This window comes from Caballeronia sp. SBC1 (genome assembly GCF_011493005.1).
GTDB lineage: Bacteria > Pseudomonadota > Gammaproteobacteria > Burkholderiales > Burkholderiaceae > Caballeronia.
The window spans coordinates 1,090,231-1,104,968 of record NZ_CP049158.1 but is presented as its reverse complement, the minus strand read 5'-3'; the positions used below and the strand labels follow the sequence as shown (position 1 = coordinate 1,104,968).

The window sequence follows — 14,738 nt, the reverse complement described above, 5'->3', positions numbered from 1 at the left end:
TCAGGCTCCTTCTATTGAATGCGTTGCGACGGACAGCGGCCGGCGCGCGGTATGGTTGTCATCGTCCATGCGGGGGGCGCGCGTGATCGTGCCGGGCAATGCAGGACCTGTTTTAAGCAGCTTGAGCAGGTAGTAGATGCCGGTGCCGAACACGAGCGTATAAACAATCACGAAGATCAGCAGCGTTACGCCCACTTGCTGCGCGGTAACCGGCGACACGGCTTGCGCCGTGCGCATCACGCCGTAGACAACCCACGGTTGACGCCCCGCTTCGGTCGTCACCCAGCCGGCGAGCAGCGAGATGAAGCCGGACGGTCCCATCACCAGCACGAAGCGCTGGAACATCTTCGATTCGAACAGCTTGTTTTTCCGCCGTAGTACGAAGCCGGCCACGCTCATCAGGATCATCAGCACGCCAAGCCCGGCCATGATCCGGAAGCTCCAGAACACGACGGTCGAGTTCGGCCGATCCTCTTTCGGAAACGATTTGAGGCCACGGATTTCACCGTCCCAGCTATGCGTCAGGATCAGGCTGCCCAAGTGCGGAATGGACACGGCGTATTTCGTGGTTTCGGCTTCCATGTCCGGGATGCCGAAGAGGTTCAGCGCAGTGCCGCCTTTCTCCGTGTCCCACAGACCTTCAATGGCCGCGATCTTGGCCGGTTGATATTCGCGCGTGTTGAGGCCGTGCTGGTCGCCGACTACAGCCTGAAGCGGGGTGAGCACCAGCAGCAGCCAGAGCGACATCGAAAACATTTTCTTGATGGCTGGATCCTTGCGACCCTTCAGCAAGTGGTACGCCGCCGAAGCCGCCACGACGAGCGCCGCGACAATAAACGCAGCAATCGCCATATGCGAAAGCCGGTACGGAAACGACGGGTTGAAAATGATCTTGAACCAGCTCACCGGCACGACATGATCACCTTCGATACGAAACCCCTGCGGCGTCTGCATCCAGCTATTCGATGCAAGGATCCAGAAGGTCGAGATCAGCGTGCCGATGGCGACCATCAGCGTGGCGCCGAAGTGCGCTTTCGGTCCGACCTTGTTCCAGCCGAACAGCATGATGCCGAGGAATCCTGCTTCGAGGAAAAACGCGGTCATCACTTCATAGGCGAGCAGCGGGCCGGTGATCGGGCCGGCAAAGCTTGAAAAGCCGCCCCAGTTGGTGCCGAATTCGTAGCTCATCACGACGCCGGACACCACGCCCATGCCGAACGCGACGGCGAACACCTTCGACCAGAAAAGGCATAACTCCTTGTAGACCGGCTTACCGGTCTTGAGCCACATGCCTTCGAGCACCGCGATAAAACTCGCCAGCCCGATGCTCAGCGCCGGGAAAACAATGTGGAAAGAAACCGTAAAAGCGAACTGGATACGCGCCAGATCGAGCGCTTGTTGAGTGGCATGCATGGCAGGTTGTGCAGCCATCGCGGGCGCACTCGAAACGAGCTCGCGGGCGGGCGCTGGTTGGTTGGACTGAGTACGACGGAAGTGACTCTAAGCCAGTTTTTGAGATGAATGCTGCGACGCGGCAGGGGACAGGAATGTGCGGAAATGTCGCAATTTTCAAGATGACTGCTTCATAACTCGCTGTTTACAAGGAAATTTTTTGAGCGATTGCATTAACGCTCGAAATTATCGATTCGCCAATTCCGCGACAATCGACCGCACTGCGTCAAATACAGTCCGCCGCGAGCGGATCAGGAAGGCACGCGTCGCGTGTCGCGAAGTTGTCGGCACGATTCTCCGGTGGTGTACCGGCATGCGCCGGGTACCATGACGGAACAGCATTGCAGGCGTTTTCCTGGTCGGGATAACACGCCTGCAGCAAAGCCAATCAAACATCGCGACGGGAGAAAAATCATGCGTCTTGATGACGAAGCAGAGAGCCGTAATGTGGAGGACCGGCGTGGGGCCGGCGGCGGCGGCGGGGGAGGAGGATTTCGCATCGGCGGAGGGCGCTCGATCGGTATCGGCACGATCGTCGTGGCGTTGGCGGCCGCCTATTTTTTCGGTATCGATCCCATGTTGATCCTGAGTGGCGGTTCGACCGGGCAGAGTGGTTCATACAGCCAGCCGCAGATGCAGCAACGCCAGGTGGACTCGCGCGCTCAGCCGCGACCAAGTGCGAACGATCAAGACGCAGTGTTTGTGCGCCGTGTCCTCGGCAACACCGAGCGCACGTGGCAGCAGATTTTCCGGACCCGCTACAACCAGGATTATCCGGCGCCCAAGCTTGTCCTCTTCACCGGCGGCACCGCAACCGCATGCGGAACCGGCCAGTCGGCCATGGGGCCGTTCTACTGCCCGAGCGACCGGACGGTGTATATCGATTTGTCGTTCTATCGGGAGTTGCGTGACCGTTTCGGCGCGGGCGGAGATTTTGCGCAGGCGTACGTGATTGCGCACGAAGTTGGCCACCATGTGCAGAACGTGCTGGGCATCATGAATAAAGTCGATGCCGCCCGGCAACGGATGTCGCGGGAACAGGCCAACCAGTTGTCGGTGCGTGTCGAGTTGCAGGCGGACTGTTTCGCGGGTGTCTGGGCCAACGTGGCTCAGAAGAACAACGCGAAACTGATCGAGCCTGGCGACTTCCAGGAAGGGCTGAACGCGGCGGGAGCAATAGGCGACGACCGGCTGCAGAAGGAGACGCAGGGACGCGTGGTTCCGGAAGCGTTTACGCACGGCACGAGCGCGCAGCGGCAGCGCTGGTTGAATCGCGGACTGGCGACGGGCGATCTGGGGCAATGCGACACCTTTGGCGCCAAAACGCTCTGAGCATGTCCTCTTTCAGGCCACCGCACGGCGCAATTTTCAATGCCGAGGCGCCTTCAAGTTAGGCGCTTTTGTTCGGGAAAGACTGTGAAATAGTAGTGAAAACCGCTATTTCGACGGATAATTCGGGCAGAACGCGCAGAGCAGAAACTTACAAATGCTGACAGCGCGGCTTTACGCCCATTCATAGAATTCCGGCTTTCAAATCGATCATGATCCGAACGGCTTTCGATCTGCCGAAAGCGCTACCGGTCAAGCGAGCCAGCCGTCCGGCGGCACGGGTTCATGCGTTCCCGCCTGAACCCGTGCGCCGGCGAATTAAAGGTCCCATAGCATCCCCATGAAGCGAATCCTGATTGTCAAGGTGACATCATTGGGCGATATCGTAGAGACGCAACCTGTCGTCTCCGATCTTCGCCGTGCATTTCCGTCCGCCAAGATCGACTGGGCGGCAGACGCGGCCTTTGCCGACATCATTCGCTGGAATCCAGCCGTGGACCGCGTGTTGAGCGCGCCGCTGCGCAAGTTCAAAAAAGCCCGCAGCTGGGCGGATTTGAAAGACATCGGCGCATCTATCGGAGATCTGCGGGCTGAGAAGTACGACGCTATCCTCGATATCCATGGCGTGTACAAGAGCGCGATCATTGCGTTCCTGGCTCGCGGGAGCCGGCGGTATGGCTATAAGAACAAGGATCTGGGCGAGCTCGGTGCGGCGTTTGCGTACAACAAACGCTTCGGGCCGCGGCCGAAAACGGATGCCTGGCGCGGCATGCGTGTGAGCGTGGCGGACGCGCTGGGTTATACGTTCGACGAAACCCCCGACTTCAATCTTCATCTGCCGCCGCTGGCTACGCCGCTGCAGCTTCCCCAGGGCGCGCCCATCGCAATGCTGTTCCACGCTACATCAGCCGATGAAAAGAAATGGCCGATCGACCGGTGGGCTGAGACAGGGCGTTCGCTGACCGCGCGGGGTTATCGGATTGCGCTGCCGTGGGGTACCGAAGGCGAGCGCCGGGAGGGCGAGCAGATTGCGGCGCTCGTACCGGGTGCAATCGTTTTGCCGAAGCTGACTGTGACCGAGTGCGCGCATTGCATTGAGGCGTCGGCGCTGGTCGTGGGCATGGATACAGGGCTGGTCCACTTGGCCTATGCGCTGGGCCGGCCCACGGTGATGATTTTCACCGCAACGTCGCGCGAGCATTTCGGCATTGGCTCGTCGGACCATTCGGTTTCTGTCGGCGACCAGCATGCTCCGCCGAATGTGGCGTCGGTGCTGGAAGCAATAGAGGGCGTGTTGACGGGAACGGTGGCACCCGTCGCACATGATGTCGCGACGGGGATCGTGTCCTGATTCGAGCTTCGAAAGCGTGCCGAAGTACCGATGTACTGAAGTACGCGAAGTTCGCCTAGGCGGCTGAAAATCCATCTGGAAACAAGCGTCCGATCGCTGCTTCGAAATGCTCGATTGGCGCCGCGCCGCGCAATGCGATGGGCGGCGGCGGTTCCTGATTGCCCACGCCATCACGCGACAACACGACGAACGGCACGCCCGTCACGCCGAGCTTCTTCGCGAACTCTTCGTCTTCGATCACCGCGTCGGTGAGTTCATCGCCGAGCAATGCTTCTTCCAGCGATTCCGGATCGATGCCGCAGGTGGCGGCAATATCCAGCAGCGCATCCGTGTCGCCGATATCGATGCCATCCTCGAAATACGCCTTGAAGATCGCACGATGCACAACGTCGAACCGGCCCGACTCGCGCGCGAAAAATGCGGTTTCGAACGCCTTGCGGCTACGGGGTTGAACCGGCGGAAGGCGCAACAGCAAACCGCGTTCGTTGGCTACCGGGTAGACGGAGTTCTCCCAGGTCTCGTGCAGCAAGTCGCTATCCGGGTCGAGCGTCGGCATGGGCTCTGGACGTAGTTCGAACGCGTGCCAGCGCACTTCGACCGCGTCGCCATACGTACTCTTGAACTGGTCGATGACCGGCACTTCCAGATAGCAGAACGGGCACACGAAATCCGACCAGACATCTAGGTACAGCTTGGGGCTTGTCATATAAGGCTCGTTCAAAATTCGTTCAAAATCCGTTCAAAATTCTACCCGACATTGGACTTTACCTCCGTTCACGCTTTGCTCCGGCTGCACGCGTTCACCGCATCGGAATGACAGTTCGTCATGCGGCTCGCATAAGTTGTATTGCCGTCGAGCAGCGCGAAATAGGGTGGCGCTGAAGGGGTAGAACGCTCGTTCGTGATAGGATCCGCCCACTATTAAACAGGGGGCCGCAATGGCATTCAAAGAAACGAAGGGCAACAAGACCGTCGAGGCGTTGGCAATGCCCGCACCGGGCGCAATGTTCAAGGGCTATATCCGCGTTGTTACCCAGCACGGAAACGAGTCCATTGGGCAAACAATTGGACGCGGATGCGGACGTCCGATGAAAACCGAGCAGGCTGCGCTCGAACTTGCTGAAATCGAAGCACGCCGGGTAATCGGCAAGTAATGCTGTAAAGCCGCTCTGGGCGATCGCTCGGAGCTGGCCGGCGGCGGCACGCTTGTAGAGGTGTTGTACCGTCATGCCAGAGGTCCTCTACTGGCACGCGTGGACCGATATGCATCGTGGCGCCTCAACTGGCGACTGCCTCTCGGCTATCAACGCAGAACGTAAGTGCGGTCCGCAAAAAAACTCCCCCGCATCGTTGCTGCAAAAGCCTTCGCGCCGGCGCATGCCATCAACACCCTCTGTAAAATTCTGCATTCCTGTGCTTTGCGCGGTTAAAACCCGCCGTCCAGTTCGATCTTCGTGCCATCGCTGAACCGGCTCAGCCGGAACGCTCGCGGGTCCACGAGCGGTTTGTCGTTCGCGACCATATCGGCCATCAGCTTCCCTGCACCTGGGCCGATCCCGAAGCCGTGACCCGAAAATCCCGTGGCGATAAACATGCCTGGAACCTGCTGCGCGGCCGAGATCACCGGCACCGCATCCGGCGTGACGTCGATATAACCCGCCCATGCCTGCGCCACTTTTACATGCCCGAGCGCAGGGAAAAGCGCACGGAACGCGTCGATGGCGACATCGTTGTATTTTTGGGTGGGCTCCGGATCGAGGGTACGTATTGTTTCGAAGACAGTCGGCTGGTCGAGTCGCCATGTCCGAGGCTGGCGCAATGCCTCGAAAAATCTCTCGCCGAAAGCGAAGTCCATCGACCTGAACTGACTTTTTAGCGCAGGGAGATATTGGCTGAATAGCCGGAAACTGTCGGGGGTGATCTCAGCCAGGCTGCGGAACGCATTCGCGATCGTGTAGCCGCCATCCAGCCGCTTGCGGTATCCCACTGTGTGGTTGCAAGCGCTGACTTCAGGTCCACCGTCGACCGGTTCCGTGCGCAGTACCGACGACCTCACGCTCAGCTGCGGCAGTTCAACGCCTACGCTGCCAGCGAACAAGCGTGTCCATGCACCACCTGCCACCACCACGCTCGAGCAGCGGATCGGCCCGTATTCGGTCACGACGCCACTGATCGCACCAGCGCTCGTTTCGATGCCGCGCACCGCGCACGGCGTTAAAACCTTCACCCCCTTGGCACGCAGTGCCTGGGCAATGACCGGTGCCGCACGCTGCGGTTCCGCCCGACCGTCGGAGGGTGTGTAGATGCCGCCGGGGAACTTGCACGCGACGCCCGGCATCAGCGCGTCCGTTTCATCGCTCGATGTCATGCGTGAATCAATACCCTCGCGGCCCACCAGGGCGACGGCACGTGCCAGCCAGCTTTCGTGATCGGCGAGGGCCTTGGGGTCGTCGGCGGCGTAGAGGATGCCGCATTGCCGGAAACCCGTGTCAATGCCGAACGTCCGATCCAGTTCGCGCCACAGCTTGAGGCTTTCAAGACTGAGTTCCAGTTCGCGCAGGTCGCGATGCGTCGCGCGACACCAGCCCCAGTTGCGGCTGGATTGCTCGCCAGCAATATGGCCCTTCTCACAGACGGCCACCGAAATGCCCTTCCCGGCGAGAAAAAGGGCCGTGCTCACGCCAATAATGCCGCCGCCGATAACAACAACATCGACGTGCTCGGGTAAATCACGATCTTCAACAACTTGAACCACTTGTGGACCCATCTATCCTCCTTGAACAGGGTCGGCTCCGGAAAACGGGTCCGGCAACGTGCCCGCTGTGCTTTCGGGCATCCTGTGTGCTTCGCTCAACCCGATGGCGCGTCAAAGCCGGCGCTTGAGTAACCGGCCTGACGGTCGATTCCTTGCTGCGGCGGTATCGCGCGGCATACCCACCCTGACTTTCTGGAGAACACTCGTGCAAAAGACAGCATCGGCAAAATGGAGTGGTGGCATCAAGGATGGTAAAGGTTACATTTCGACGCAAACCGGTGTGCTGAAAGATGCCCCCTACGGTTTTGCAGCCCGTTTCGAAGGCGGTCCGGGAACGAATCCGGAAGAGCTGATCGGCGCCGCGCATTCGGGTTGCTTCACGATGGCGCTGTCCCTGCAACTTACGCAGGCGGGCCTCACGGCAGAAAGCATCGAAACGAAGTCTACCGTGACGCTGGACAAGGACGGCGACGGGTTCTCGATTACCGCCTGCCATCTCGATGTGAAAGCGAAGGTGCCAGGCACGGATAAAGCGACTTTCGAGAAGCTTGCGAATGCAGCGAAAGAGGGCTGCCCGGTGTCCAAGCTGTTCGCTGGAAACGCGAAGATCACGCTGAATACGGAATTCGTTTCCTGAGTTTCGTTTGACTGATGGACTCAAGGACGCGGCCGCGAAACTGGCCGCGTCTTTTTTTGCAGATTTGCGGATTGGCCGAGTGAGCCGTCCGCAGCCATCGCGCGGCCCAGCAGATCGAACGCCGCGACCTTTCAATAGATACGTCATCTGACACAAATCACCGATTAAAATCGGAGCGCGACTTATCCACATTTTTTGTGGATAGCCATGTGGACAACCTGCGTGAGCCGCCGCCAACTCACTGATGCGTAACGGTTTACGGTTCCCCAACGTTTCGCAGGCAGGAACGCTGTACACAGCCGGCAATGCATCTTCGGGCGGTTGTTGCAAGCCCTGCAACCCGCCGTATGAGCCAAGAAGCTGTAATCTGACGACACTTTCTAATAATCGGGCCGGACTAAACCCTGCGCCCAGTCAGTCTTTCTGACACTTCCATCCACACGCAGCACCGCCCTGGAGCATCGATGAAATTCAAGCTGGACTGGACGTGCATTGCGCCATTTGCCGCGCTTGTCATCCTGGGACTGACGTTCGCCATGCCGAACGGCTTCCTGCTCGTACTCGCCGCCATCGCACTCGCGGCAGCCGTATTTGCCGCGATCCATCACGCCGAAGTGGTGGCGCATCGTGTTGGCGAGCCGTTCGGCACGCTGGTGCTCGCGATCGCGGTCACGGTGATCGAAGTGGCGCTGATTGTTTCCGTCATGGTGTCGGGCGGCCCGGAAAAAGCAGCATTGCCGCGCGACACGGTGTTCGCCACGATCATGATCGTGTGCAACGGTGTGGTCGGGCTGTGTCTGCTTGTGGGCGGGATGCGGCATCACGAGCAGAATTTCCAGTTGCAGGGCGCAAGCGCGACACTCGCGATCCTGTGTGCTCTATCGGTACTGACAATGGTTTTGCCCAACTTCACCAGCACGGTGATCGGGCCGGGATTGTCGACGTCGCAACTGGTGTTTGTGGGCGTGACGTCGCTCGTGCTTTACGTGGTGTTTGTGTTCGTGCAGACGGTGCGGCATCGCGACTATTTCCTGCCGCCAGTGCCGGCGCTCGATCCGAATCGCGCTGAATCCGACGACGTTCACGCGCCGCTGCCGACCAATGGCTACGCGTGGGCCGCAGGCGGTTTGCTGCTGCTTTCGCTGATTGCAGTAGTTGGGCTGGCGAAGTTGCTGTCGCCAGCGGTGGAGGCGGGCGTTGCTAGCGCCGGAGCGCCTGAAGCGGTGGTCGGTGTGGTGATCGCTGCGCTGGTGCTGCTGCCGGAAGGCGTGGCCGCACTGCGCGCTGCGCGACTGAACCGGTTGCAGACAAGCTTGAACCTGGCGCTTGGGTCAGCGCTGGCGAGTATCGGGCTGACCATTCCGGCCGTAGCGGTGGTGTCGCTCGCGATCAGCCAGCCGATTGCACTCGGCCTCGGTTCAAAGGAAATCGTACTGCTTGCACTAACCTTGATAGTGAGCGTCCTGACGCTTGGCACCGGGCGCTCGACGGTGCTTCAAGGCGTGGTTCACCTGGTTATTTTCGCGACCTTCCTGTTTCTTTCCGTCGTGCCTTGAGCACTACAGACGGGCAGGCGGTGCGTCCTTGGGGCCTGGTGGCGGTTTTGAAAACGCTTTCAAAACAAAGGCCGACCAATCCGGGCAAGAGCCCGCGCGCTGTTGCGCAGACGCTTCAGATGTCTCGTCGATTTCAAAATCTTTTGCATTGCAGCATCGTATGCGTATAATAAGGGTATTCCCTAACGGGTAATCCCTTATTCGTGCTGAGGTGCTCTCATGAAAACCACCGCTCAAAGTTCGCTTCTCGTTTCGTTCGGTTCCTGGTTCCGCAAGGCGAAGGCTGTCGTTCGCCGCGAAGCCGTACATGCGCTGAACCTGCATCTGCAAAATTGCGCAGTGCTGGCTGAAGCGTATCGCCGGAAGTAAATCTGCTGGATCTTGGCCAACGGCTGAATCGACGTCCCGATCGAGCATTTCATTGCTCTCGAACGTCGATTAGCTTGACTTAGCGTGCGCTGCCTGAGCTAGGGCGGTTGCCGGGGAAGTTGCCGGCAACCGGGGTTACAGATCCTGACCGTGTTGATAGCGCTAAATGTTCACTAGCCCGTCAGGTCAGATTGCCCATCCGCCGAGATAAAACACAGCGAGCACGGCTGCGATCACCACTGTGCCAACGTTGAGCTTCTTGTATTCGCCGGCAACTACCCGGCCGATCACAAGCGTACAGAAGCCGAGCATGATGCCGGTCACAATGTTCGCGGACAGCACAATGAACACGGCGCAAACAAGACCGGACATAGTGTCGACAAGATCGTCCATGTGAAGTTTGCTTACGCTTGCGAGCATCAGCAGGCCGACATACATCAGCGCCGGAGCTGTCGCGTACGAAGGCACAAGTCCGGCGAGCGGCGAGAAGAACATCACCAGCAGGAACATCACGCCAACCGTAGCGGCCGCCAGGCCCGACTTCGCGCCTGCCGCTACGCCCACCGTCGATTCAATGTAGGCCGCAGCCGGCGCACCGCCGAGACACGCAGCCACAATCGAGCTGACCGAGTCCGCCGTCAACGCCCGGCCGCCGTTCACAATCCGGCCGTTCTCGTCTATCTGACCTGCCTGGCCTGCCACGGCGCGGATCGTGCCGGTGGCATCGAAGACGGCGGTCATCACCAGCGCAAACACACTAGGCAGCACAGCCAGCGAAAGCGCGCCGCGAATGTCCATGGCGCCGATCAGTGATGCATGGCCGGGTGCGCTCAGCGAGGGCAGCGCAAATACGCCGGTGAAGCGGACGGCGGGATCAAAGGCCAGTCCCAGCGCCGACAATCCGACCACCACCAGCAAGATCCCGCCCGGCACGCGCCGGCGTTCCAGCCCGATAATCGCAGCGAGCCCGAAGATCGACATCAGCACGGGAAACGCCGTGATATGGCCGAGCGAGACGGGCAAGCCCGCGCCCGGATTCTTGACGATCAGACCGACATCGTTCGACGCGATCAGCAACAAAAACAAGCCGATGCCAATCCCCGTGCCGTGCGCCACGCCTGCAGGCAGGTTGCGCAGGATCCACGAGCGCACGCCGGTGACGGAGATCGCGGTGAAGGTGACGCCCATCAGGAACACAGCGCCGAGCGCAACGGAGGGCGAGAGCCCCTTGCCCAGCACCAACCCGAACGCGGTGAATGCGGTCAGCGAGATTGCACAGCCGATCGCAATCGGCAAGCGAGCCCAGATGCCCATGAGGAGCGAGCCGAACGCAGTCGTCAGGCAGACCGCCACGAAGACGGCGCGGGTGTCGAACCCGGCCTTGCCGAGCATGGCCGGGACGACGAACACGGAATACACCATCGCCAGGAAGGTAGTGATCCCGGCAATCACTTCGCGCCTTTGCGTACTGCCACGCGCACTGATTTGAAAGTATCGGTCGATCAATCCGCCTGATTGGGACGCGGGTGCGTCATCCTGGATGTCGATGCCGCCAAGCGGCTGGATGTGGGGTTCCATCATGAGCTGTTCTCCTTTATCAGCAGGCTGAAACAAGCGGGCCGGGCGATCTTGGTAGATCGGGCACGCCGTCTTCAGGGTCGTCTCGATAGGTTTATTTATAGTGTTGGCGGAAGCCAACGCACTGGACTGGGCCAGAACAGAGACTAGGGCATCATTAAGCCGTCTCCAATCTCAAAAATGGGATTCCAGTCATGCCGCGATCCTTATAAGGTCGGCTTAACGTCCAATTCAATACGGCTTTGAGGGAGCGCGCGTACGGTATAAAAGCAAAAGGGCCAGGTCTTGAATGACCTGGCCCTTTTGTCTGTCTGCAGTCAATCCAGAGCTACGCGGCCGCTTACTGGATCACGCGCGTCACGCCGCGGCCACGCGGATCGGCAACCGGTTCCGGCGTCGTGCCATCAATCTTGATGACCTGAATGTCGCCGTTGAAACTCTGTTTCGAGAGCGTATATCCTTTCGCTTCCAGTTCCTTCGCGAGATCACCATCAATGGGCTTGTACGGCTCCCAGAAAATCGTGTTCGGCGGCAGCAACTGATGATGAAAGCGCATGGCCGCGACTGCTTCGGGCAGCGGCATGGAGAAGTCGTAGACGTTGGTGATCACCTGAAAGATCGACGTAAAGATCCGCGAGCCGCCCGGTGTCCCGATCACCATGGCAACCTGATCGTCCTTCGTGAGGATGGTCGGTGTCATTGAGGAAAGCGGGCGCTTGCGCGGTGCAATTGCGTTGGCATCGCTGCCTACTACGCCAAACATGTTCGCCACACCCGGCTTCGAGGAGAAGTCGTCCATCTCGTCGTTCAGCACGACACCCGTGCCGTCCACCACCACGCCGGAGCCAAAATAGCCGTTGATGGTGTACGTATTCGATACCGCGTTGCCCCACTTGTCGACTACCGAGAAGTGCGTGGTTTCAGCCTTTTCCGGCATTGTGGTGCCCAGGCCCGGAAGGACGCTCTTGGTATCCGACGGCTTGTCCGGATTGACCTCGGATGCTCGCTTCAAGATGTAGTTGTCATCGATGAGTTGCGCAACCGGCACCTTGTAGAAATCAGGGTCACCGAGATACTGGGCGCGATCCGCGAACACGCGCTTTTCAATTTCCGCGGTCAGGTGAATGTACTGAGCGGAGTTGAGCGGCACATTGGCGTATTTATCCTTGAGATCGGCCTTCATCTTCAGCAACTGAACGAGACCGATACCGCCGGAACTCGGCGGCGGCGCGGTGATGATGCGATAGCCGTTCCAGCTCGCGACAACCGGCTGCCGCCAGACCGCCTTGTATTCCTTCAGGTCCTGTGCGGTGATCAGGCCGTGACCAGTCATGGCCGTGGCGATCAGGTCCGCTGTCTGGCCTTCATAGAAGCCCTTCGCACCCTTATCCGAGATGCGCTGAAGCGTGGCCGCCAGTTCCGGCTGCTTGAAGTTCACGCCTTTATTCAGGGTTCCGAAGTAACTGTCGAAATTGGTCTTGCCTGCGAAGTCCTTCGACGCGGCGTCCTTGCGTTCCTGCAACTGGTCGCTGACTTCAAAGCCGTCCTGCGCGTACTTGATTGCAGGTGCGACGACCTGTTTCCACTTCAGCTTGCCGAAGCGCTTTTGCGCTTCCCACATGCCCGACACCGTGCCCGGCACCCCGACCGCGCGATACCCGTACAGGCTCATGCCCTTGATGACTTCGCCTTTGTCGTCGAGATACATGTTCTTCGTGGCCGCAATGGGGGCGCGCTCACGATAGTCCAGGAAATAGGGACGATGATCCACGTAGAGCGTCATGAAACCGCCGCCCCCCAGGTTGCCCGCTTCCGGGTACGTCACCGCCAGCGTGAAGGCGATCGCGACGGCCGCATCAACGGCGTTGCCGCCTTCCTTGAGGACCTGTTCGGCGGCGTCAGCTGCGAACTTGTCGGCAACCGCCACCGCCGAAGCCGTGAGGACAGCGGGTTGCGGCGCGACTTTCGCGTAAGCGGGTGTGCTTTCGACAAACCCGAACGAGAGCGAAAACGACGCGGCAACGAGCGTTCCAAGCGCGAACGGACGTGCGCGATGCAGCGAATTCACGGACTTCTTCATGGACATCTTGCTCCTCCTGAAAATGGGTGTCCGCCTGGGGTAATCGTCTTGCCCCGTCGCCTTTACCGGCGCAGCGCTCAGGCGGAGACGCTCCGGGGCTTATACCACGGGCGTAATTGATTCCGAAAGGGTGGAAGCCCCGTGCTTGACGTGCGGCCGGGCGTGATGCGCCAGAGTGCGGGGAAGTCAAGTTGCGCGATCTGTTCGGGTCGTTCGGGTATGGAAGCTTGATTGGGACCTGCATGGGCAGTGTCTCGTCTGCCGGGATGGCTACATAAACGCTCGCGCGGCCCGCTTGTCGCGAGCCGGACGCTTGCGTCAAACCTCTGCGTCTGCGGGCGACGACGTTTCGTCGAAGGAGTACGTTGCCACAACACGCAGCACGGACTCGCGAAACGAAGCAACCAGATCCGAGCGTATGCCGCTGCTCGGATACGAGAGCACGTATTCGTATTCGATCGCCGCATCGAACGGCCGCACGACCACGCCGTGCGCGCGCCACACCTTGGCTGCAAACGGTTCGACGATCGACACACCCAAGCCGCCCGCGACCATGGCATAACGCGTGTGCGCAGTGTCAGTCAACACCGTGTAGTTCGCCCGGTCTTCTCCGCCTGCGAACAACGACTGCTCGGCCGCGTAAGGCTGACGCGAATTCGGCAACCAGCCAATGATGCGTTCGCCGCGCAGATCCTGTGCCCGCACGGTTTTTTTCTTCGCGAGCCGATGCGACGCCGGCATCGCGCACTGCGCCCGCGCGGCCACCAATTTCTCCACCTCGATCCCCGCAACCGCTGCGAACGCCTGGCTGATGGCGACGTCCGCCTTGTGGTTTTGCAGGATCGTGAGCACCTCGGGGACTTTTACCGAATCGACACGAATGGGCACGCCTGGATGGCGCTCGACGAAGTCGGCCAGGATGGGAGGGAGCAGGGTGCTGGCGAGCACCGGCATACACGCGACGGTCAGCCCTTCGGACGCCTCGTCGCGAATGATCTCGGCGACCTGTTTCAGGCGTTCCAGCCCCAGGAAATTTTCTTCGACCGACTTATAAAAGCGCAGCCCGGCGTTAGTCGGATTCAAGCGGCCGCCCACCCGGCTGAACAGGCTGAATCCGAGGTCAGCCTCTAAATCCGCGATAAGGCGGCTGATAGCGGGCTGGGTGACGTGCAGCGCGCGCGCGGCCCCGACGCTGGTACCCATCATGATCAACGAGCGGAAAGCTTCTATCTGGCGAAAACGAATCATTGTCTTGAACCTACGTCCACGAACCTCAAGGACGCCGATGGTAGCGCGAACCACGCGCGCCTGCAGACTTACGGCCGCGCGCGCGTAGATAAAGCGCAAGTGAAACCCGTAACCTCCGGCCTATACCTAAAACACATGGTCTATAAGCACATGTGAGTGGATTCCACTTTATTGCTCTGAAATACTCCCGGCGAAACTCGTTTATGTCGTCAGTTCGTAGGGCATGTGTAAAAAATTCTAAAGCGATGTGTCGGAGAACGAGACGAATAGGCGACAAGGGCAGGTACACAATGCCAACCCTTGATCTGTGAATTCGAAAGCTGAATGTTAGTTGGGCTAAGATGCTGGCCGCCGTCCGTCTGCTTCGGCGCGCGAAGCACTTC

Annotated in this window: 12 protein-coding genes; 6 read left to right on the top strand and 6 right to left on the bottom strand. The window is 59.7% G+C overall.

The window, feature by feature from the left end; genetic code table 11:
• On the bottom strand, nucleotides 1-1,413 hold the full coding sequence (locus SBC1_RS31790) for a cytochrome ubiquinol oxidase subunit I (RefSeq protein ID WP_165104916.1): 1,413 nt from the start codon (nucleotides 1,411-1,413) through the stop codon (nucleotides 1-3).
• A gap of 453 nt (nucleotides 1,414-1,866) precedes the next feature.
• On the opposite strand from SBC1_RS31790, the gene SBC1_RS31785 reads away from it, so the two are divergent.
• Nucleotides 1,867-2,784 carry a neutral zinc metallopeptidase gene (locus SBC1_RS31785; RefSeq protein ID WP_165104303.1) on the top strand — a complete coding sequence of 306 codons (918 nt, stop codon included), beginning with the start codon at nucleotides 1,867-1,869 and terminating at the stop codon, nucleotides 2,782-2,784.
• Between the two features lie 337 nt (nucleotides 2,785-3,121).
• Complete coding sequence (waaC, locus tag SBC1_RS31780) at nucleotides 3,122-4,132, top strand: lipopolysaccharide heptosyltransferase I (RefSeq protein ID WP_165104302.1); 1,011 nt, start codon at nucleotides 3,122-3,124, stop codon at nucleotides 4,130-4,132.
• A 55-nt stretch (nucleotides 4,133-4,187) separates the two neighbouring features.
• Here waaC and SBC1_RS31775 read toward each other — a convergent pair whose 3' ends face one another.
• Nucleotides 4,188-4,838 (bottom strand): DsbA family protein, encoded by a 651-nt coding sequence (locus SBC1_RS31775; protein ID WP_165104301.1) that lies wholly within the window; start codon nucleotides 4,836-4,838, stop codon nucleotides 4,188-4,190.
• A 232-nt stretch (nucleotides 4,839-5,070) separates the two neighbouring features.
• Between SBC1_RS31775 and SBC1_RS31770 the strand changes: the two genes are divergently transcribed.
• Nucleotides 5,071-5,286, top strand: a complete 216-nt coding sequence (locus tag SBC1_RS31770; protein ID WP_165104300.1) for a hypothetical protein — start codon at nucleotides 5,071-5,073, stop codon at nucleotides 5,284-5,286.
• A 272-nt stretch (nucleotides 5,287-5,558) separates the two neighbouring features.
• Here the strand turns inward: SBC1_RS31770 and SBC1_RS31765 are convergent, their stop codons facing one another.
• Complete coding sequence (locus SBC1_RS31765) at nucleotides 5,559-6,899, bottom strand: FAD-binding oxidoreductase (protein ID WP_165104299.1); 1,341 nt, start codon at nucleotides 6,897-6,899, stop codon at nucleotides 5,559-5,561.
• A 193-nt stretch (nucleotides 6,900-7,092) separates the two neighbouring features.
• Here SBC1_RS31765 and SBC1_RS31760 point away from each other — a divergent pair, with 193 nt between their 5' ends.
• From SBC1_RS31760 to SBC1_RS31750, 3 genes are all read left to right on the top strand, one after another.
• Nucleotides 7,093-7,524, top strand: a complete 432-nt coding sequence (locus SBC1_RS31760; RefSeq protein WP_165104298.1) for an OsmC family protein — start codon at nucleotides 7,093-7,095, stop codon at nucleotides 7,522-7,524.
• A gap of 464 nt (nucleotides 7,525-7,988) precedes the next feature.
• A complete protein-coding gene (locus tag SBC1_RS31755; protein ID WP_165104297.1) occupies nucleotides 7,989-9,080 on the top strand; it encodes a calcium:proton antiporter in 1,092 nt (363 codons plus the stop codon).
• Between the two features lie 219 nt (nucleotides 9,081-9,299).
• On the top strand, nucleotides 9,300-9,449 hold the full coding sequence (locus SBC1_RS31750; RefSeq protein WP_165989118.1) for a hypothetical protein: 150 nt from the start codon (nucleotides 9,300-9,302) through the stop codon (nucleotides 9,447-9,449).
• 186 nt (nucleotides 9,450-9,635) lie between these two features.
• Here the strand turns inward: SBC1_RS31750 and SBC1_RS31745 are convergent, their stop codons facing one another.
• From SBC1_RS31745 to SBC1_RS31735, 3 genes are all read right to left on the bottom strand, one after another.
• Nucleotides 9,636-11,030, bottom strand: a complete 1,395-nt coding sequence (locus SBC1_RS31745) for an NCS2 family permease (RefSeq protein ID WP_165104296.1) — start codon at nucleotides 11,028-11,030, stop codon at nucleotides 9,636-9,638.
• A gap of 337 nt (nucleotides 11,031-11,367) precedes the next feature.
• Nucleotides 11,368-13,107, bottom strand: a complete 1,740-nt coding sequence (gene ggt / locus SBC1_RS31740; protein ID WP_241202418.1) for a gamma-glutamyltransferase — start codon at nucleotides 13,105-13,107, stop codon at nucleotides 11,368-11,370.
• A 318-nt stretch (nucleotides 13,108-13,425) separates the two neighbouring features.
• Nucleotides 13,426-14,355, bottom strand: a complete 930-nt coding sequence (locus SBC1_RS31735) for a LysR substrate-binding domain-containing protein (protein WP_165104294.1) — start codon at nucleotides 14,353-14,355, stop codon at nucleotides 13,426-13,428.
• Nucleotides 14,356-14,738: the final 383 nt, after the last annotated feature.